12 protein-coding genes are annotated in these 19513 nt (G+C 72.9%); 6 read left to right on the plus strand and 6 right to left on the minus strand.

Annotation, left to right across the window (positions count from 1 at the left end; genetic code table 11):
• Window positions 1-102: 102 nt before the first annotated feature.
• Both gap and ACFWBD_RS38680 read right to left on the minus strand, forming a co-directional pair.
• Window positions 103-1101, minus strand: coding sequence for a type I glyceraldehyde-3-phosphate dehydrogenase (gene gap / locus ACFWBD_RS38675; protein ID WP_385677971.1), 999 nt, complete (start codon window positions 1099-1101; stop codon window positions 103-105).
• Window positions 1102-1240: 139 nt separating this feature from the next.
• Window positions 1241-2197, minus strand: coding sequence for a GlxA family transcriptional regulator (locus tag ACFWBD_RS38680; protein WP_385677974.1), 957 nt, complete (start codon window positions 2195-2197; stop codon window positions 1241-1243).
• A gap of 905 nt (window positions 2198-3102) precedes the next feature.
• Here ACFWBD_RS38680 and ACFWBD_RS38685 point away from each other — a divergent pair.
• Window positions 3103-8253: a hypothetical protein gene (locus ACFWBD_RS38685; RefSeq protein WP_385677977.1), complete on the plus strand. Its 5151-nt coding sequence runs from the start codon at window positions 3103-3105 to the stop codon at window positions 8251-8253.
• Between the two features lie 195 nt (window positions 8254-8448).
• On the opposite strand, the gene ACFWBD_RS38690 is transcribed toward ACFWBD_RS38685, so the two are convergent.
• Window positions 8449-10095, minus strand: coding sequence for a sigma-70 family RNA polymerase sigma factor (locus ACFWBD_RS38690; RefSeq protein ID WP_385677980.1), 1647 nt, complete (start codon window positions 10093-10095; stop codon window positions 8449-8451).
• 391 nt (window positions 10096-10486) lie between these two features.
• Between ACFWBD_RS38690 and ACFWBD_RS38695 the strand changes: the two genes are divergently transcribed.
• Together ACFWBD_RS38695 and ACFWBD_RS38700 are read left to right on the plus strand one after the other, a co-directional pair.
• Window positions 10487-10813 carry a hypothetical protein gene (locus ACFWBD_RS38695; RefSeq protein ID WP_385677983.1) on the plus strand — a complete coding sequence of 109 codons (327 nt, stop codon included), beginning with the start codon at window positions 10487-10489 and terminating at the stop codon, window positions 10811-10813.
• A 143-nt stretch (window positions 10814-10956) separates the two neighbouring features.
• Window positions 10957-12147 (plus strand): MFS transporter, encoded by a 1191-nt coding sequence (locus ACFWBD_RS38700; RefSeq protein ID WP_385677986.1) that lies wholly within the window; start codon window positions 10957-10959, stop codon window positions 12145-12147.
• Window positions 12148-12629: 482 nt separating this feature from the next.
• Here the strand turns inward: ACFWBD_RS38700 and ACFWBD_RS38705 are convergent, their stop codons facing one another.
• Both ACFWBD_RS38705 and ACFWBD_RS38710 read right to left on the minus strand, forming a co-directional pair.
• Window positions 12630-14252 carry an MFS transporter gene (locus ACFWBD_RS38705; protein ID WP_385678028.1) on the minus strand — a complete coding sequence of 541 codons (1623 nt, stop codon included), beginning with the start codon at window positions 14250-14252 and terminating at the stop codon, window positions 12630-12632.
• 120 nt (window positions 14253-14372) lie between these two features.
• Window positions 14373-14786, minus strand: coding sequence for a hypothetical protein (locus ACFWBD_RS38710; protein ID WP_385677989.1), 414 nt, complete (start codon window positions 14784-14786; stop codon window positions 14373-14375).
• A gap of 167 nt (window positions 14787-14953) precedes the next feature.
• Between ACFWBD_RS38710 and ACFWBD_RS38715 the strand changes: the two genes are divergently transcribed.
• The 3 genes from ACFWBD_RS38715 (at window position 14954) to ACFWBD_RS38725 (ending at window position 18086) form a co-directional block, all read left to right on the plus strand.
• A complete protein-coding gene (locus tag ACFWBD_RS38715; protein WP_385677992.1) occupies window positions 14954-15892 on the plus strand; it encodes a hypothetical protein in 939 nt (312 codons plus the stop codon).
• A gap of 123 nt (window positions 15893-16015) precedes the next feature.
• On the plus strand, window positions 16016-17494 hold the full coding sequence (locus tag ACFWBD_RS38720) for a glutamate-cysteine ligase family protein (RefSeq protein WP_385677994.1): 1479 nt from the start codon (window positions 16016-16018) through the stop codon (window positions 17492-17494).
• Window positions 17495-17588: 94 nt separating this feature from the next.
• Window positions 17589-18086 (plus strand): peptidylprolyl isomerase, encoded by a 498-nt coding sequence (locus ACFWBD_RS38725; RefSeq protein WP_385677997.1) that lies wholly within the window; start codon window positions 17589-17591, stop codon window positions 18084-18086.
• Window positions 18087-18204: 118 nt separating this feature from the next.
• Here ACFWBD_RS38725 and ACFWBD_RS38730 read toward each other — a convergent pair whose 3' ends face one another.
• Window positions 18205-19503 (minus strand): cytochrome P450, encoded by a 1299-nt coding sequence (locus ACFWBD_RS38730; RefSeq protein ID WP_385678000.1) that lies wholly within the window; start codon window positions 19501-19503, stop codon window positions 18205-18207.
• Window positions 19504-19513 lie beyond the last annotated feature (10 nt).

A 19513-nucleotide genomic window follows, 5' to 3' on the forward strand; every position in this document is an offset into this window, starting at 1 on the left:
GGGCCGCGCGGGGCGCCCGCCGCGCCGGGGCCCGCGCCGGGCCCCGGGGCGCCGGGGGCGCACGCCCCCCCCCCGCGCCGACGGGACCGGCAGGGCCTGCGGTCAGCGCGCGGCGAGGAGCTCGAGGGTGTCGATCACACGGTGGGAGAAGCCCCACTCGTTGTCGTACCAGGCGACCACCTTGACGTGACGGCCGTCGACGCGGGTGAGGGCCGAGTCGAAGATCGACGAGGCCGGATTGCCGGTGATGTCGGACGACACGAGCGGGTCCTCCGAGTACTCGAGGACGCCGGCGAGCGGGCCCTCGGCCGCGGTGCGGTAGGCCGCCAGGACGTCCTCGCGCGTCACGTCGCGGGCGACGGTCGTGTTGAGCTCGACGATCGAACCCACCGGGACCGGCACCCGGATCGAGTCTCCCGACAGCTTGCCCTCGAGGTTCGGCAGCACGAGTCCGATCGCCTTGGCGGCGCCCGTCGTGGTCGGCACGATGTTGACGCCGGCCGCACGGGCACGGCGCGGGTCGCGGTGCGGACCGTCCTGGAGGTTCTGCTCCTGCGTGTAGGCGTGCACCGTCGTCATGAAGCCGTGCTCGATGCCTGCGAGGTCGTCGAGTACCGCGGCCAGCGGAGCGAGCGCGTTGGTCGTGCACGAGGCGTTCGAGACGATCGTGTGCAGCTCCGGGTCGTAGGCGTCGGTGTTGACGCCGTACGCGAGCGTGACGTCCGCGCCGTCCGAGGGTGCGCTGACCAGGACCTTCTTCGCGCCCGCGTCGAGGTGGGCCCGGGCGTCCTCGGCCGAGGTGAACCGGCCGGTCGCCTCCAGCACGATGTCGACCTCGAGCTCGGCCCACGGCAGTCGCGCCGGCTCGCGCTCGGCGAGCACCTTGATGCGACGGCCGTCGACGACGAGGACATCGCCGTCGACGCCGACCGGGCGGCCCAGTCGGCCGGCCGTCGAGTCGAAGGCGAGCAGTCGCGCGAGCGTGGCAGGTTCCGTGAGGTCGTTGACGGCAACGACCTCGAGGTCGCTCTCGCGCTGGAGGAGCGCGCGCAGCACGTTGCGTCCGATGCGGCCGAATCCGTTGACGGCGATGCGAGTCATGAGTGATGTCCCTTCGGTTCGCCACCAGCCTCGCGTGCGACGCCGATCCGTGACCTGGGCGTGAGCGCCATGGTTCGAAAGGATCTCGCCACGACGCACCCGGCCTGTCCGGACGTGCCCCGCCCGTCCGGCGTACCGGCTACTCGCCCTTCGCGAAGGTGCGCCGGTATTCGCTCGGCGTGGTGCCGAGGATCTGCTGGAAGTGCGTGCGCAGGTTCGCCCCCGTACCGAGTCCGACGTCGCCCGCGATCTGCTCGACGCCGCGCTCGGAGCGTTCGAGCAGCTCACGGGCCATGTCGATTCGGGCGCGCATGACCCACTGCATGGGCGTGTACCCCGTGTCCTCGACGAAGCGCCGCGAGAAGGTGCGTTCGGAGACCGCGGCGTGCCTGGCCAGCGTCTCCAGGGTGAGGGGCTCGTCGAGGCGGTGCAGAGCCCACTCGCGGGTGGCGGCGAACCGCTCGCCCAGCGGCTCCGGCACGCTGCGCGGTACGTACTGCGCCTGACCTCCGCTGCGGTAGGGCGCGGCGACCAGGCGCCGGGCCGCGTGATTCGAGGCGGCCACACCGAGGTCGCGGCGCAGGATGTGCAGGCACAGGTCGATCCCGGAGGCGGCGCCGGCCGACGTCAGCACACTGCCCTCGTCGACGAACAGGACGTTCTCGTCGACCTGGACGAGCGGGTGCTTCCCCGCCAGCGCCCGGGTGTAGTGCCAGTGGGTCGTGGCGCGCCTGCCGTCGAGCAGGCCCGTGGCGGCGAGCGCGAAGGCTCCCGTCGAGATGGCGGCCAGCCGAGCACCCCGGGCGTGGGCGGCCAGCAGCGCGCGCAGGACCTCGCGCGGCGGGTCGTCGAGGTCCGGAAAACGGTAGCCGGGAAGAAAGACGACGTCGGCCCACTCGAGCGCGTCCAGGCCGTGGGCCACGTGATACGACAACCCGTCCCCGCCGGTCACCAGCCCGGGCGCCGCGCCACACACCCGCACCTCGTACGGCATGCTCGCGCGGGTCGTGAACACCTGCGCGGGAATGCCGACGTCGAGCGGCTTGGCACCCTCGAGCACAAGGACGGCGACACGTTGCAGGCGGGAGGACGACACCCGGAACAGGGTACGGGGGCACGAACGCACGGGGCGCGTCGGCTGCGCCGGCACCAGCGACACCTCAAGGCCGGCGGCAGCCCACCCGCGCCTCTCTCCTGAGATGACGCATCTGATGACGGACCGACGGCCCGGAGAAACGAGTGGTCTGCTTGGCGGTCTGCTCGGTACGGTGATCCGGTGTGCTTCTACGCCATGACCTACTACAAGCTGCACTGCGCGTGCGTTTTGTGCCGTGTCAGCGTCAAGCAGCATGCAGACCCACAGCGGGAGCACCCATGTCCGAACTGCGCCCAGCCTCTCACGGTGCGCTGGTCCTGATTTCGCGCCACCACCGCGGCGAAGCATCCGCGAATGGTCAGTGGTGGCCGCGGTGTTGGGCGAGGGCCTGCGCTACGAAGGGCGACCCGCGTGCGGGTGCGGCAAGGAGCCCGGATACCGTCCGCGGACGCGTGCCGAACTGCGGGTGCGCCGGATCGTCGCCGCAAGAGACGGACTGCCTCTGTCCGAGACGTTGTCCCGCCCGGATCCTCTGACTCCGACGAGAGTCAGGTAGTTCTCAGGCCCGGGTTCGGGCCCGAGCTCGTAGCAGCGGTGCAGGCGCCGGCAGCCAGGACACTGCCCGCTACCAGCCGGTGAACGAGATCCTCAGCCGCTACGGGCTCACCCTGCACACCTACTGATCGCGAAGGACGACGTCCTGAGGGGTTCCGTGCTTCCGGCGTACGTCCGGCGGGCGTCCGGCGGCCGGAGCCCCTCCCCGGATCGTGCGGACATGGAGCGGACGCCATGCTCAGGGGGTCACCATCGCCCGTGGACGGCGTCCGACGACCGTCAGGCGTACGGTAGTTGAACACTTCGCGTGCAGCCTGACCGGCCGTCGGGGCATCCTTACGCTGACGCGCGTGCGAGAACAGCGGCAGACGGGCGACGACCGTCACAGCAGTGCCCCCGAGCGGTCCCCACGGGCGGCGCGGGCGGCCCGGGTGGCCGGTCGGAGCAGTGGCCAGAATCCTCTGCTGGGGCTTCAGCAGACCGCGGGGAACGCGGCGACGGTCGCCGCGCTCAACGCGGCCGGCCCGTCCACCGCCCGCCGAAGGCCCCCGCAGGTACCGGCCGTCATCGAGGAGGTAGAGGACGACTCCCTCGAACTCCCCTCGTATCTGAGGGACATGGAGGCTGCGGGGCTGTCCACGGCGTACGGGCTCACCGGCCACGAGTTCGTCACCACCACGTTGGCCGATGTCGTCGGGCGGCGCGACGGTGTGGTCGCCGAGATCGCCGCGGAGCTCGCCGGGCGGCCCGAGTCGTTCTACGGGCGCGGCCGGGCCTTCGCCGTCAACGGGGTGCGGGGTACGGACCGTTACGACGTCACGGTGAACGTCTCGCCCGCCGACGACGACCGTCCCGGCGTCTTCTCCGTCGCGGGTCCGGACAGCGAGGGCGCGGCCACCAAGATCGATGTGCAGCACAACACGGCCGCCGCCGTGGCACAGAGCACGAGCGGGTCCGCGTCGAAGGGCGTGGCGTTCACCGGGTTCGGGCTGGCCCCGGTCGCACCCGGGGTCTGGGTCGGCGGGGCGGCCACCGTCAATGCCCAGCCCTTCCAGTCGTCGCGGGACTCGCGCACCCAGCGGAACATGGCGGAGCCGCGGGTGCTGCGCAGTGACAAGGGGTCGGTCGAGGTACCGCGCCGGGTCCGCTACCACGTGCGCGTCATGAAGGACGGCGAGCGCTCGGCCCGGAAGGCAAGCGGGTCCGGTGGCCTGACCATGCGGGTGCCGGTGGAGCATCTGGTGCCGGTGGCCGCCGGGCCGGTGCCCCGTCCGCGTCCGGTGGCCCCCGAGACCGCCCGGGCCGTGTCGCTGGCGGACTCCATGGCTCCGCTGGGCGTTTCGGACCGGGCCGCGCCGCACCAGGGCGGCGGCGGGCTCTTCGACGCGGTCGCCTCTGCGCTGCATCCGTCCTTGACCTGGCCCGGTGCTCCCGGCCGGGCCCGGCTGTACGAGGCCACCGCCACCGCGACCGTGCTGGAGGACCTGCCCCGGCTGCTGCGTGACGGGGTCGTCGGCGAGGATCTGACCAGCAGGGACGGCAGCACCACGGGCACCTACCGGATGCGGGCGGCGATCACCGAGCTGGCCCCCGGGTGGAGTACCGGCAAGACGCAGCTGCGCACCCATCAGCAGGCGCAGCACGCGGTGACGGACACCGCGGGCAAGGGCCGGGGCGGCGCCTTCGGCGCGGGTCCGGCGGCGGGGTTCGGTGTGCTCGGCAACGCGGCCGCCGTCCGCGGCACCGTCATGCCCGTCGCCGGGGCGCGCAAGGCGCGGTTCAGCGTGGCCGAACAGAATGTGTCCAGTCGGCAGGGGGCGGAGGTCCGCGGCGAGAAGGTGCTGTATCTGGGCACCGTGCTGTTCACCGTCGAGGGCACCGGTCCCACCTCGCCCTTGACCAGGGCGCGGGGCGGCGGCCGTACCGCGCACCACACGATGCGGGTCTGGGTCTCGCTGCGGGCGGACGAGGCGCGGGAGCTGGGGCTGCCCCTGCCCGAGGGGGTGACGGCCGGCGAGTTCGTCAAGCGTCCGGAACGCGCCGGGGCGGACGTCAAGGGCAAGGGGAAGGCCACGGCGACCGGGCAGGACCTGGCGGAGGGCGATGAGCGGGCGGCCGAGGACGGGGCCGCCGAGGCCGACGTGCGGCACCTGCCGTTCGGCGCGATGGGCTCCAGCGTGGCGATAAGCCGGCTGGACACCGCGCCGATGATGCGGGCCGTGACACGGCTGTTCGCCACCGATACGCGGCTCGCCGGGTATCTTCCCGCCTTCGGCGAGGAGGAGCAGCCACGTGATCTCAGCCCTGAGGACGCCGAGGTCCAGCGGCGCAACTACCGCGAGCTGGTGACCGTGCTGTCGGAGACCAACCTGCGGGTCAACAAGGACCAGTTGCTGTCCACGGGCGTGCGGGTGCGGCTGCGCCGCAAGTCCCGTTTCCACGCGCACGATGTGCAGCTGAAGGTGACCGGTTCGCTGCGGGAGACCGGTCACCTCGGCGAGACCGAGGACTGGCTCGTCCGCAGCCACGCGGGCGTGACGACCAACCTCCAGACCGGGCGGGCGAGTTCGCGCACGGTCGGCGGGATGGCGCTCGGCCAGTTCCGGCTGATCCCCGGCGCTCTGACCCTGTCGGCGCGTGCCGAGAAGGGCCGTACGACGACCCGGCGCGGTCTGGCCGGGCCGACCCTGCGCACCGACGTCCTCACCAACGGCTCCGAGGACGCGAGCGTGTTCGGCGGGGCGCTGAGCCTGAACGTCGACGTGACCATGACGTCCCGGCAGCGCAAGGCCGCTCGCGCGCTGACCCCCGGTGCACCGGGCCGGGACGCGCCCGACGCCGAGCGGGTCGGGACGCTGCCCCTCGACGCGCAGGACGTGCGTCTGCTCACCCCGACCGCGTTCACCCTGGACGGCGACGCCAAGCGGCACTTGGACGAGGAGATGGCCGCACGCCGGGCGGGTCACCGTGATACGCGGACGGAGTTCGCGGCGGCGGGCATCGGTGACCTGGCCGGTCTGGCGTCGCGGCAGCTGGGCGGCAGACGGGGTGTGCGGGACTGGACGCTCGTGGAGACCGTGGGCGACGGGCAGCCGGTGCGGGACCTGGCCTTCGAGCTGCTGGCGCGGGCCGCCGCCCGCAACAAGGAGACGCGGGAGGACCGGGCGCTGCAGACGGAGGGTCTCGCACCGCGGCTCGCGATCGAGGACCGGTTCAGCCCACAGGCCGTGACGGCGGCGCTGCGGCAGGCCGTCTCGGCCGGCTGGGTGGTGCAGAACCTGCGGCACGCGCGGCGGCTGGCCGGACTGACCGGCGCGGTCGGCACGCGGTTCGCGCTGACCGGAGGGCGGGTCGTCCATCAGGGCACGGGGGCGGGCACCGAGACCTTCGTGCTGGGCGGGCATCAGGTCACCGGGCAGGAGGGCACGAGTCACAACGTCTCGGTGCAGGGCGGCCTGACGGGCGCGGAGAACGGCGCCGAGTGGCGTCTCGCCGAGGGGGTGTCGGCCGGCCGGACCCTGGGCAGCGGCGACACGACGGCGTCCACGCTGGTCGGCACCGTCGAACGCAACGCGCACACCCCCCGCAAGAGCCCGCTCTATCTGGTGCAGTGCGATCTGGTGGTGCGCATGGTCGCCGAGGTCGCCGTGACGGGCGGCGGCCCGTACGTGGCGCGCGGTGGCCGTACGGTGCCGGGGGCGGTCGCGGTGTGGCTGACCGAGCGTCAGCTGCGGGCGGCGGGGCTGAAGGTACCGGGCGAACCGGGGCGCGAGGACGCGGCAACCGGTTCGGACACGACGCCGGCGGGGACGTCCGAGAAGTCCGGGCGATCCGGCAAGTCCTCGCGCCCCGCCGGGACGGTACGGGCCGGCAAGGAGGCGGAGACCCCGGTGGGGAAGACGTCGACCTCCGGCGGTGCCCCGAAGAGCGCGCCCCTGGTGCCCCCGGCCCCGGTCCCCGCCCTGGCCGAGTCGCTTCCGCTCGGCTTCGGCATGATCGAGGACCTGCCCGACTTCGTGCCACTGATGGACGCGGTCCGGGGCCGCCTCGGCGCGTCCCTCGCCGACGACCTGCTGCCGCGTACCCGTCTGACGGACCGTAACGACAATGTGCAGCGGCTGCTGCGGGTGCTCGACCGGGACGGCTCGGCGGGCCTGTTGTCGAGCGCGATGGACGGCGGGGTGGGCGTCGAGCTGCTCGACGGGCGCAAACGGCCCTACCGGGCGCTGTTCCGCATCCGCAGGACCGGGCGGGGCAGCTATGTCGAGACCGCGTCGGACGGCCGGGACATGGAGTACATCACCTCCGCTGCCGCCCAGCGGGCCACCGCCCACGACGAGAGCGACAGCCGGGGCGTCGAGGCGGTCGTGGCCGGCTCGGGGAAACCCGACGGGGGCGCGGGCCAGTTGAAGAGCGTCGGCGCGGCCGCGGGACTGGGTCTCGGCGCGAGCGACTCACGCCGCTCCGTGGGTGTCGGGCGTGCCCAGCTGGGCGTGAAGACCGTCGCCGAGGCCGCCTCCGCCCCGTCGGCCCGGATGAACGTGCCGATCGAGGCGACCCTGGAGGTCTTCTCCGGCAACCGCCGGGTGGCCCTCGCGCCGTTGAAGAACCTGAGCCTGACCCACCGGGTGCTGGCCGCTGACCTGCGGGCGCTGTCGCAACTGGCCCCGGTACCGCCCCAGCAGGCCGGTGTGCACGCGGTGGCCGCCGAGGACGCGGGTGCCGACCGGCTCGGTCCCTGGCGTGACTCCGGCGTCCGGCTGCCGATGGAGGCCCAGGTCAACGGGTTCCGGGGGACGCCCAGGGTGCGGCAGGCGGTCGACGACGCGGTGCGGCGGGCGGGCGGCGGCGCGCGGTTCAGGACCGGCGGCGAGGCGGCCTATCACCTGCTGCGCGAGGCCGTCTCCACGGAGTGGCTGATCGCGGCACTGCCGCTGCTGACCGCCGCGGGTGCCGATCTTCCGCCGGTGCACGCGACGGGCGCGTCGGGCCAGGACCTGCGCGCCTCGCTGCACGCCAGGCTGCGGGCCGGCCGGGTGCTGGGCGTGGGCGACAAGATGACCTTCGAGACGGTCGCGCAGAGCGGGTTGGACGCGCCGCGTCCGGCGGGTACGGACGGCCAGCGGGCCGACGAGCACGGCCGGTCGGCGCGCGGCCTGCTGGGCGCGGGGGTGCTCAACGCGGACGAGTTCCGGCTGAACCAGCTCCTGGGCACCGTGGACGGCTCCGGCGGCGGCGCGGCGACCGCCGCCAACGCCGCCGGGTCGATACCGCTGCACAAGCCCAAGTCCGAGTCGGTGCTGGTGCAGTTCACGCTGGATGTGCGGGCGGTGGCGGAGGTGAGCGACCGGGTGCGTTCGGGCCGCCGCGGGACGGCCGTGCAGGAGGTCACCCTGCCGGAGCCGGTGGTCGTCCGGATGCCCGCGCCCGCGGTGCGGCACATGCTGGCCGACGCGGCGAATGCCGGGATCCTGCGGGATCCGGGGGGCCACTTGGCCTGATCCGTCGGTCGCGGCGGCGCCGTCCTGCCGGGTCGGGGCGTCACCGCCGGCGTGGCGGACGAGCCTGCCGCCTTCCGCGAGCGCGGCCCGCTGCGTCCGCATCCGTGCATCCGGCACCCGCGCACCCGGCGTCGGCCGCTCCCCGGCGGGCCTCCGGCGCCGAGGAGGGACGGTCCCTCGACTGCCGGTGCGCGGTCAGAGCTTGGCGCCGAAGTTCTGTGTCCACCACGGGCCGCCGGCGCCGTCGTGGATCCCCACGCCGATGTTCTTGAAGGAGCAGTTCAGGATGTTGGCCCGGTGGCCTTCGCTGTTCATCCAGGACGTCATCACCGAGGAGGCCGTCTGCTGGCCCTTGGCTATGTTCTCGCCGTACGTGGACCAGCGGTACCCGGCGGCCGTGATGCGCCGGCCGGGGTCGGCGCCGTCGGGGTTGGTGTGGTCGAAGAAGTCGCGGGCGGCCATGTCGTCGGAGTGGCCCTGTGCGGCATCGCGCAGCAGGCCGTCCTCCGTGAGCGGGCCGCAGCCGGCCGTCGCCCGCTCCTTGTTGACCAGTGCGATCACCTGCGTCGCGAGATCGGACGAACCCGCCTGCGCGGTCGGCGTCTCGGAGGCGGTCCGCTTCGGCTCGGTCGACTTCGCCGGGGCCGCGGCGACCGCGGTCCGGCTGGGGCGGGGAGTCGGCGAGGCGCTCGCGCTCGGAGACTTCGAGGCGGACGCCGTCGGGGACGGGGTCGGTGACGGCGAGCTGCTGCGGGCGCTGTCCGGCGTGGGACGGTCCGAGGCGAGGGCGTCGCTCGCGGGCTGTACGGCGGTGCTCTCCCCCGTCCCGCCGTCCGGCTCCGTGCCGAAGTAGTAGAAGCCGCCGCCGGCCACGCAGGCGGCCACGACCGCGCCGCCGACCGCCCTTCGGCGGGTGCGCCGCCTGCGACGGGCGTCGGTGCGGGAGGTGGTGCGGTCCTTCGCGGCACGGCGGTTCACCGGCGGGAGGGACCCGCCCAGGTCCTCGCCTCCGGCGAGCGGGGACGCCGAGCCGACCATGGCGACGGTGTCGGTGGCCGGGTTCGTCCTCGCCAGGAGCGCGGACGACGCCGACACCAGTGCCAGACCGGCCAGCAGGCCCTCGGCGGGCATCAGCCCGCTCCACAGGCCCGAGCAGTGGGCGCAGCCGCGCGCGTGCCGGGCGGTGCGTTTGCGCCACAGCGCCGAGGGCCGGCCGTCCCAGCCCGCGAGGGCGCCGCGCAGTTCCGGGCACTGCGGCCGCGAGTCCAGGGCCCGCACGACGACACGGGCCGCCTCCAGCTGTGCCTTCATCCGCTGCACGCGGACCGCTGTGTGCTCGGGCGTCAGGTCCAGGGCCGCCGCGATCTCGGCCCGGGTGAGTTCGCCGGCGCACTCCAGCCACCACAGGGACAGCAGTCCCCGGTCGTCGGGCTCCAGCCAGCGCGTCGCGCGCGCGGTCTCCTGCCGCTGGCCGGACAGCTGGAGTTGCACGATGGTCAGGTCGACGAAGTCGGCCCCCGGATCGGCGACGTCGTCGGCCTCCTCCATGGCGCCCCGGGCGGGCTGCTGCCGGTTCCAGTGCGCCCGGACCTGGTTCATCGCGATGGCCACCAGCCAGGAGCGGAAGCTCGCGGGATCCCGCAGCGTGCCCAGCGAGTCGAGGGCGCGCAGCATGGTGTCCTGCACGACGTCGTCGACGTCCACCGAACCGTTCAACGCCCGGCCCACGATGTTGTAGACGAGCGGAAGGTACGCGCCGACGAGCGCGTCCTGGGCCGCCTGGTCGCCCGCTCGGGCAGCGGTGACCAGCGCCACCGCCTCCACCGTGTGCCGTGTACTCATTGCGACTTCCCTGTCCTCGACGCCGAACGGTGCTGTCCGTCATATGGGGGATCTCCTCGGTCCCACCGGATAACAGTTCCTCGGAAATTCGTGCGAGGAGAGACTCACCGCTTCGGTGCCCTGAGTGCAATGGGAGCCGTCACATCCGGCGCGGCGCGTCGGCCGCGGTGTCGCGTTTCGAGGGTGCGTGACGGGTCGTCGCCGCCTTCGTCGAAGGGGTGTCAGCCCGCTGACCTCGACGACTACGGTGGCCCGGCCGGCCCGCCGTCTCCCACGCCCCGGCGACCGACGTCCGCACGGCACAAGGAATCCCTATGACTCGCATGCCTGTTACGGCCAGATATGCCCGACACTGCTCGTCGCCCTGGGCCTGTCGGGCATCGTCTGCTCGGTGCGACTGGCCGTGGCCGCCGCCGTCTTCGAGTCCGGCGCTCTGGGCGGACCGGTCGTCGGGATGCTGCTGCTCGCGGCGACGGGGTGCGCGGTGCTCGCCGTGGCGTCGCTGGTCATCTCGGCGAGGTTCGCCGACGGCGGTGGTGCGGTGCGCGGGGGCGCGGTCGCCGTCGGCTGGGTGATCGTCCTGAGCGGCTCGGTCGCGGCCCTGGCCCATCACTTCGCCTGGAGCGCAGGGGCCGCCCCGGGCGCCGTACTCGTGGCTCTCTCCGGCGGCGCGGCGACCAGGGAGTGGTTCGGGCGCGCACGGCTCTCGAGTGCCTGATTCATCGTTCCTCGCCCGAGCCGCTCGACGGTGATCCTCCGACCGGCCCCCGGCAGGGGGGACCCGGGACGGCGGCGGCGACTCGCGGGACGCCGGGCACGTCGGGCCTCGGCGCGGCCCCGCGCGGGGTTACTGTCGCCGGCATGGACCGTGATCACCGAGGATGGCTCCCCTGTCTGCTCGGCGGCGCCGTCTTCGCCGTGTGCATGGCCGGCACCACGCTGCCGACCCCGCTCTACGGCCTCTATCAGGAGAAGTTCGGCTTCTCCGAGCTGACGGTCACCGTCGTGTACGCGGTATACGCCTTCGGAGTCATCGGCGTGCTGCTGCTGGCGGGCAACGCCTCGGACACCGTGGGCAGACGTCCCGTGCTGATGGCGGGCCTGGGATGCGCGGCGGCGAGCGCCGTGTGTTTCCTGGCCGCCACCGGGCTGGGCTGGCTGTACGCGGGGCGGCTGCTGTCGGGGCTGTCCGCCGGGCTGTTCACCGGGGCCGCCACGGCGTACGTGATGGACCTGGCGCCGCCCGGCGGCGCCTCCCGGGCCACGTTCGTCGCGACCGCCGCCAACATGGGCGGGCTGGGCTGCGGTCCGCTGCTCGCCGGAGTGCTCGCGCAGTACGCCGACTGGCCGCTGTACCTGCCGTTCGCCGTGCATCTCGCCCTGGTGGCCTGTTCGGTCGCCGTCGTGGCGTGGCTCCCGGAGACCGTGCGGCACCGGACATCGCTGAGCAGCGTACGGCCGCAGCGGCCCGGCCTGCCCCCTGAGGTGCGGACGGTGTTCGGGCCTGCGGCGATCGCCTCGTTCGTGGGGTTCGCGCTCTTCGGCGTGTTCACGTCGGTCAGCCCGGCGTTCCTCGCCGACTCACTCGACGTGCGCAACCACGCCGTGAGCGGCCTCATCGTCGCGCTGGCCTTCTTCGCCTCGACCGCCGGACAGCTGGTCGTCGGCCGGGTCGGGGTCGGGCGGTCGCTGCCGCTGGGCTGCGCCGCGCTCCTGGCCGGGCTGGCGCTGCTCGCGGGCGCGTTGCGGTGGGAGTTGCTGCCGTTGGTGGTGCTGAGCGCGATCGTCGGCGGGGTCGGGCAGGGGCTGGCGTTCCGCGGGGCGCTGTCCGCGGTGGCCGGGGCGTCTCCCGAGGACCGGCGCGCCGCGGTGATCTCGACGCTCTTCGTGGTGGCCTACGCGGGCATCTCGGTGCCGGTGATCGGCGTCGGCGTGCTGGTGGGCCCCCTCGGCCTGGAGGGTGCCGGGCTGGTGTTCATCGCGTGCATGGCCGTCCTCGTCTCGGCGGCGGGGGCCTATCTGCTCCGGCGGCCCGTACGGGTGGGGACGTGAACGCCTGAGCCGGCGGACGCCGACATCACGCGCGGGGTGTACGGCACCGGTCTCGCGGAACCGGTTCACGGCACCGGTTCACGGCACCGGGCGGCGCACACACACACGCTTGGCCGCATCCGTACGGGTGGGGTCGGTCCGGGGGCGAAGCGACACGGGGCCGACCGGCGTTGTGCAGAACCCATCCGTCATCACCGGAAAGGCCCCTCGATGCGACGTACCGCCCTCCTCGCCGTCTGCGCCCTGCTCAGCGCCGCGGCCATGGGATTCTTCACCACCAGCGCCGTTCGCAGCCGCTGAGTCCCGGAAGCCGGGGAAGCCTTCGGGGTTTCCCGGCTTTCGCCCGTCGTCCGTCGGCCGTCACTCGCCGGCCCCCACCCGTCGGCCGTCACTCGCCGGCCCGCACCCGTCGGCCGTCACTCGCCGGCCCCCACCCGTCGGCCGTCACCCTTCGGCCGTCGTCCTTCGGCCGTCACCCGTCGTCAGGAGGACCGGTCAGGGCTGTGCGAGCGGTCGGCCGACGGCTCGTCGGCCCGTTCCGTGGCGCTCGTACCGCCGGGGTGGCGGAGCGCGCACAGGTATCCGACGCCCAGGGCGATCGCCATCCCGTAGAACACCCACTGGTTGGCCTCGGCGAAGTCCATCCGGATCGCGGACATCGAGTCCTGCACCGTCCGCGCGACCGGGCCGCCGCCGCTGAGCTGCCGGTCGTCGGCATTGCCGGTGATCGCCTCGGCGACGTTCCTCGCCGCGCCCTCCGCGGCCCCTGACGGCACGCCGCGCGACTGGAGCGTGTCGGTGACGTTGTCGGTCATGCGGTGGGTCAGCAGGGTGCCGAAGAGGGCCAGGCCGACGCTCGCGGCGTAGTTGCGGATCGTCTGCGTGATGCCGGTGACCTCACCGTAGGAGGCGTCGATCGACCGGTTCACGGCGTCGGTGGAGGCGGGCGCGAGGATGAAGCCGATGCCGGCCCCCGCGAGGGCCGCGTAGGGCCACTGGTCGTGCATGGACAGATCAGTCAGCTTCCCCGCCCAGAGCGCGAAGCCCACCGCTCCGACCACGCACCCGATCTTCATGGCCGGCCGCGCGCCTCGTTTGTCCAGGATCCGCCCACCCCACTGCGAGGCGAGCGCGAAGCCCACGAAGAAGTACAGCAGGTACAGGGCCGCCTGGCTGGGCGAGGCGCTCAGGGACACCTGCGCGTAGACGGAGGCGAAGAAGAACAGCGGGACGAACGCGAACATGGCGAAGAACAGCACGAGTCCGTCGGCCAGGAAGGCGCGGTCCCGGAAGACCGCCAGCTTGACCAACGGGTGGGCCGTGCGCAGTTCGTAGCGGCAGAACAGCCACAGCACCGCCAGACCGCCCACGATGCAGACCCAGGTGAGCACGCTGTCCCAGCCCCACGCCGACGCCTGCTGGAAGCCGAGCACGCTCGCGCCCATACCGACCGCGATCAGCACCGCGCCCCGCACGTCCAGGGGTTCGTCCCGGCGGCGATCGGACACATGGGCGAGCGCGGTCAGGATCAACGCGACGACGGCGACGGGCACGTTGACCCAGAAGATCGCCCGCCAGGTCCACTCGGTGAGCCAGCCGCCGAGAAGCGGCCCGATGGCGGTCAGGGCGCCGGTGACACCGAAGAACAGGGCCAGGGCGCGGCCGCGTCGCTCCACCGGGAAGACCGCCACGACCACCGCGAGCGCCGCGGGAAAGAGCAGGGCCGCGCCGAGCCCCTGAGTCGACCGGAAGACGATGAGCCAGGGCAGGGCGAAGTCGCCGCTGGGCACGCAGCCGCACAGGACCGACGAGACCACGAACACCAGGGTGCCCGCCACGACGACGCGACGGGGACCGAGCAGGTCCGCCAGACGTCCGCCGAGGGCGAAGAACGCGGCCAACGCCAGCAGATAGGCGTTGACGACCCACTGCATGCCGGAGGCGGACAGGCCGAGTTCGCTGACGATGTCCGGGGTGGCGATCGACACGATGGTCTGGTCGATGAACGTCATCGCCACCGCGAACATCATGGCCGCGAGCGCCACCGACTGCGAGGGTCCGCGCGGGCCCTCCTGCGCGCTCCCCGACCGCTGCTTGGTGTACATGCCAGTCACGCCCTCAGTCTGAACCCGCTCCGCTGACGACGCATCCGGTGCACATCCGCGAAGGGCGGGGGCGGTCTCCGTGCCGCTGCCGGGGTGCCCGCCGCTCCGGGGGGTTGGCCGCTACTCCGGCTGAGTCACCGTCAGCGACCACCGGATGTCGTCCGCCGAGGCGTCCACTCCCACGGTGAAGGAGCCGGCTCGCACCACGCCGGCGGCCATGGTCACCGAGCCCACCCCGGCGGTTCCGGCCGGACAGTCGACCGAGAACGCGGCGACCTCGGCCTCCTGCCGCATCGTCACCCGCACGCTGCCACCGCCCTCGCACGCCAGCGTGAGGACGGTCGGCAGACCCTCCCAGGCGCCCCCCGACGCGACCCCGCCGTCGCCCGTCCGCTCCTGCACCCACACCAGCCCGTCCGGACCGGGGTGCGGCAGCAGGGGATCCCCGGCCGCCGCGGCGGGCACGGCGCCGGCACCCGTCAGCGCAGAGGCGGCCAGCACCGTCATGGCCAGGACTTTCCTCGCTCGGCTCATGTTCGCTCCTCCGTGAGATGTCATGAACCCCACACTCTGCCGGGGTGATCGTCCCCGGACCTGAGTACGCGTACTCAGGGGCGATCAGGTTGGCCGGAACCCGGCCCTGGCCCGGCTCCCCCGCCGCCGGGATGCGCGGGGGCCGGGCCGGGTGGACTCTGATGATCATGGTGCGAAAGGGTGTACGACCCGCTCGACCCGCCGCGGGGCACGACGTGGAGCGGGTGCTCGACGAGCTCTACGCGACACCGCCGTCCGCCTTCGTGTCCCGCCGGGAGCAGCTGGCCGCCGAAGCCAAGCGCGACGGCCGCGGGGACGATGCCCGTCGGATCCATGGCGCCCGGCGCCCCACGCTCGCGGCCTGGGCGGCGAACCTGCTGCTGCGCTCGCAGCCGCAGGAGAGCGGGCGGTTCCTGGAGCTGGGGCGGGCGCTGCGCGAGGCGTACCGGACCCTGGACGCCGACGGGATCAAGGAGCTGTCCGAGCAGCGCCGGAGCATCGTCTCCGCGCTCTCCCGACAGGCCGCCCAGCTGGCTCGTGAGGCCGGGCACCGGTTGTCGGGCGCGGCTCAGCAGGACGTCGAATCCACCCTGCGCGCCGTGCTGGCCGACGAGGACGCGGCGGAGCGCTGGGCCGCGGGCCGTCTGGAGAGCGCCCTCACCCCGCCGGCCGACTTTCCGTCCCTCGACGCATCGACGGCCGGCTCCGCGCACCGGGCGGCCCGACCGGCGCCCGCGCCTCCGGCATCGCGGCCCCGGGCGAAGGACGAACTCGCCGAGCGGCGCCGACGACGGCAACAGCAGCTCGGCCGGGCCCGCCGGTCGGCCGAAGCCGCCGATCACCGGCTCCGTGAGCTGAGCGCCGGACGGGCCGACGCCGACGCGTCGCTCCGGCGGGCCCGCGACCGGCACGAGCGGGCCCGTGAGCACGAGTCCGCGGCGGAGGAGCGGCTGCGAGAGGCGCAGCAGGAGCTCCGGCGCGCCGAGCGGGAGCGGCAGGAGGCCGAGGAGCGGCTGCGGACCGCCGCCGAGGCGGTGGACCGGGCCGAGCGGGCGGCCCAAGACGCCGCACAGGAGGTGGCCCGGCTGGCCGAACCGATCACGTAGGCCTCCGGGTGTCGAGTCGCCCGGCGGCCGCGCCACGGGCCGCGTTTCCCGCCTGGTGAGGGGCGTCCGGGGGTGCGACGCTGGAGGTGAGGGCGTCCGACCCAGGACAAGCCGGGAGGGCCGATGGGACGTGATGTCCCGGCGCTGGTCTTCACCCGCGAGGACCGCCGCCGGTACCGGATCAAGATGCAGGAGTGCCTCGACGTGTTCGCGCGGATGCTGCGCGAGTCGCGGTTCGAGTCCGAGCGGCCCCAGGTGGGTCTCGAGATCGAGCTGAACCTGGTCGACGACGAGGCCGAGCCGACGATGCGCAACAACGACGTGCTCGACGCGATCGCGGATCCTGCCTGGGCGACCGAGCTCGGCCGCTTCAACCTCGAGATCAACGTGCCGCCGCGCCGTCTGACGCAGGGCGGCCCCGACGCCTGGGAAGCCGAGATCCGGGCCGCGCTCAATCACGCCGAGCAGCGTGCCCGGACGGTCGGCACGCATCTGATCATGATCGGCATTCTCCCCACCCTGCGGCAGGACGACGTCGGGGAGTCGGCGCTGTCCGAGAACGCCCGCTACCGGCTGCTCAACGACCAGGTGTTCGCCGCGCGGGGCGAGGACCTGCACATCGAGCTGGACGGTGTCGACCGGCTGCGGACCTACGCGGACACGATCACTCCGGAGGCCGCCTGCACCAGTACGCAGTTCCATCTCCAGGTCTCCCCCGACGAGTTCGCCGCCTACTGGAACGCGGCGCAGGCGGTCGCCGGCGTGCAGGTGGCGCTGGCGGCCAACTCACCGTTCCTGTTCGGGAAGGAGTTGTGGCATGAGACCCGTATCCCGCTGTTCGAGCAGGCGACCGACACCCGCCCGCAGGAGATCAAGGTGCAGGGAGTACGGCCCCGGGTCTGGTTCGGTGAGCGGTGGATCACCAGCGTCTTCGATCTCTTCGAGGAGAACCTGCGCTACTTCCCCGCACTGCTGCCCCTGTGCGAGGAGCAGGATCCGCGCGAGACGCTGGCCGGCGGGGACGTTCCGGAACTGGGCGAGCTGACCCTGCACAACGGCACCATCTACCGCTGGAACCGACCGGTCTACGCCGTCGCCAACGACCAGCCGCACGTGAGGGTGGAGAACCGCTGCCTGCCGGCCGGTCCGACCGTCGCCGACACCCTCGCCAACGGCGCCTTCTACTACGGCATCACCCGGGCCCTGGTGGAGGACGAGCGGCCGGTGTGGTCGCGGATGTCCTTCCGGGCCGCCGAGGACAACCTGCACGCGGCGGCACGGGACGGCATCGACGCCCGGCTGTACTGGCCCGGGATGGGCGAGGCGCCGGTGGCCGAACTCGTACTGCGGCGCCTGCTGCCGCTGGCCCACCGGGGGCTGGAGCTCTCCGGGATGGACGCGGCCTGGCGGGAGCCGCTGCTCGGGATCATCGAGCAGCGGTGTGTCACGGGCCGTAACGGGGCCGTCTGGCAGAAGGAGATGTTCCATCGCATCACCGCCTCGGCCCAGGCCGGGCGCCACGAGGCGCTGCGGCGGATGACGCAGCTCTACATCGACTACATGCACCTCAACGCCCCGGCCCACACCTGGCCTGTCGACTGAGCGGCGCCCTCCGCGACCCCTCGGAACGGAGAGTGTGAGGGCCGACACGACCCCTCGATTCGGCAGCGCTCGCGAGACCGTGCAGGATGTAACCATGACCATCAAGATCTACTTCGACATCACCATCGACGACAAGCCCGCCGGGCGGATCAACTTCAACCTGTTCGACGACGTCGTCCCCAAGACGGCGGAGAACTTCCGCGCGCTGGCCACCGGCGAGAAGGGCTTCGGCTTCGCCGGCTCCTCCTTCCACCGGGTCATCCCCGACTTCATGCTCCAGGGCGGTGACTTCACCCGCGGCGACGGCACGGGCGGCAAGAGCATCTACGGCGAGAAGTTCGCCGACGAGAACTTCACGCTCAAGCACGACCGTCCCGGCCTGCTCTCCATGGCCAACGCGGGCCGCAACACCAACGGCTCGCAGTTCTTCGTCACCACGATCGTCACCGGTTGGCTCGACGGCAAGCACGTGGTGTTCGGCGAGGTCGCCGACGAGGAGAGCATGGCCCTCGTCAAGAAGATCGAGTCCTACGGCTCGGGCAGCGGCAAGACCTCGGCGAAGATCACCATCGCGGAGTCCGGCCAGCTCTGACCCGGCCCCCAGCGCCCGCCGGCCGGGGGTCGCCCCCGGCCGGCGGCGCGAGCGCCGTCGTACCGGGCGCGGGTGCACCGGCCTACCGGGCGCGGGCGCGCGGGCGGGCTTGACGTGGTCAGGCCAGGGTCACCTCGACCGGCAGCTTCTTGATGCCGTTGACGAAGTTGGACCGCACGCGCGGGACCTCGCCGGCCAGCCGGATGCCCGCGAGACGCGGGATCAGCTCCTCGAACATGATGCGGATCTCGGTACGGGCCAGCAGGTTGCCCAGACACAGGTGCGGGCCGCCCTTGCCGAAGGTGACGTGGTCGTTGTTCCGCCGGCCGACGTCGAAGTCGTAGGGGTTGCCGAAGACCTCCTCGTCACGGTTGCCGGACGCGAACCACATGACGGCCTTGTCGCCCTCCCTGATCCGCTTGCCGCCCAGTTCCACGTCCCGGGTCGCCGTGCGGCGGAAGTGGTAGACGGGCGATGCCCAGCGCAGGAACTCCTCGACCGCGACCGGGATCAGCGACGGGTCCTGCCGAAGGCGGGCGAGCTGCTCCGGGTGCTGGAGCAGGGCCAGCATCGAGTGCGTGATGGTGTGCCGGGTCGTCTCGTTGCCCGCCACGACCAGGAGCAGGAAGTAGTTGTCGAAATCCTGCCCCGAGAGCGGGACGCCGTCGCGCGGTGGGGTGTTGACCAGGCGCGAGACCAGGTCGGTGCCGTCCTTGCCGCGCCGCTGTCGGGCCAGTTCCCGGCCGTAGTCGAAGACCTCCAGCGAGGCGGGCGAGCGGAACGGCAGGTCACGGTACTGCTCGCTCTCCGCGCTGTGCAGCAGGACGTCCGCGTAGTCGGGGTCGGTGTTGCCGATGATGCGGTTGCCCCAGTCGATGAGCCGCTGGTTGTCCTCCGGCGGTACGTCGAGGAGCCGGGCGAGGACGTTGATGGGGAAGTCGGCGGAGACGTCGGCGACGAAGTCGAAGGTGCCCTTCGCGAGCGCCTTGTCCAGGGTGGTGGCGGTGAGGCCGCGCAGGAAGTCGCTGTAGCCGTTGATCACGCCCGCGCCGAACTGCCGCTGGATCAGGCTGCGCAGCGCCCGGTGACGCACACCGTCGAGCTCCAGGATGGAGGCGCGTTTCTTGATCTGGTCGTCGTCCACCTCCTCCAGGTTGACGAACCTCGTCGAGGTGAAGGTCTCGGCGTCGCGGTCGACGCGGGCGATGTCCGCGTGCCGGGTCAGCGCCCAGAAGCCGCTGTTCGGCGCCTCTTCGGGCTGCCAGTGCACCGGGTCCTGGTGGCGCAGGGTGTGGAACATGCGCCAGGGCGTGACCCCGTCGGTGAAGTTGTCGAGGTCGGCGAGGTTCACCTCGTCCAGCGGCATGGGTGCCGGAACGGCTTCGCGCACGGAGGGAAGCGGGGCGGAAGTGGTCATGGTGTTCGGT

Source organism: Streptomyces sp. NPDC060002, from assembly GCF_042737245.1.
Classification (GTDB): domain Bacteria; phylum Actinomycetota; class Actinomycetes; order Streptomycetales; family Streptomycetaceae; genus Streptomyces.

Coding starts and splice junctions, on each gene's coding strand:
- ACFWBD_RS38705 (WP_385678028.1), bottom strand. CDS start 14,252: ATGTACACCAAGCAGCGGTCGGGGAGCGCGCAGGAGGGCCCGCGCGGA.
- gap (WP_385677971.1), bottom strand. CDS start 1,101: ATGACTCGCATCGCCGTCAACGGATTCGGCCGCATCGGACGCAACGTG.
- ACFWBD_RS38725 (WP_385677997.1), top strand. CDS start 17,589: ATGACCATCAAGATCTACTTCGACATCACCATCGACGACAAGCCCGCC.
- ACFWBD_RS38700 (WP_385677986.1), top strand. CDS start 10,957: ATGGACCGTGATCACCGAGGATGGCTCCCCTGTCTGCTCGGCGGCGCC.
- ACFWBD_RS38690 (WP_385677980.1), bottom strand. CDS start 10,095: ATGAGTACACGGCACACGGTGGAGGCGGTGGCGCTGGTCACCGCTGCC.
- ACFWBD_RS38720 (WP_385677994.1), top strand. CDS start 16,016: ATGGGACGTGATGTCCCGGCGCTGGTCTTCACCCGCGAGGACCGCCGC.
- ACFWBD_RS38730 (WP_385678000.1), bottom strand. CDS start 19,503: ATGACCACTTCCGCCCCGCTTCCCTCCGTGCGCGAAGCCGTTCCGGCA.
- ACFWBD_RS38710 (WP_385677989.1), bottom strand. CDS start 14,786: ATGAGCCGAGCGAGGAAAGTCCTGGCCATGACGGTGCTGGCCGCCTCT.
- ACFWBD_RS38715 (WP_385677992.1), top strand. CDS start 14,954: ATGGTGCGAAAGGGTGTACGACCCGCTCGACCCGCCGCGGGGCACGAC.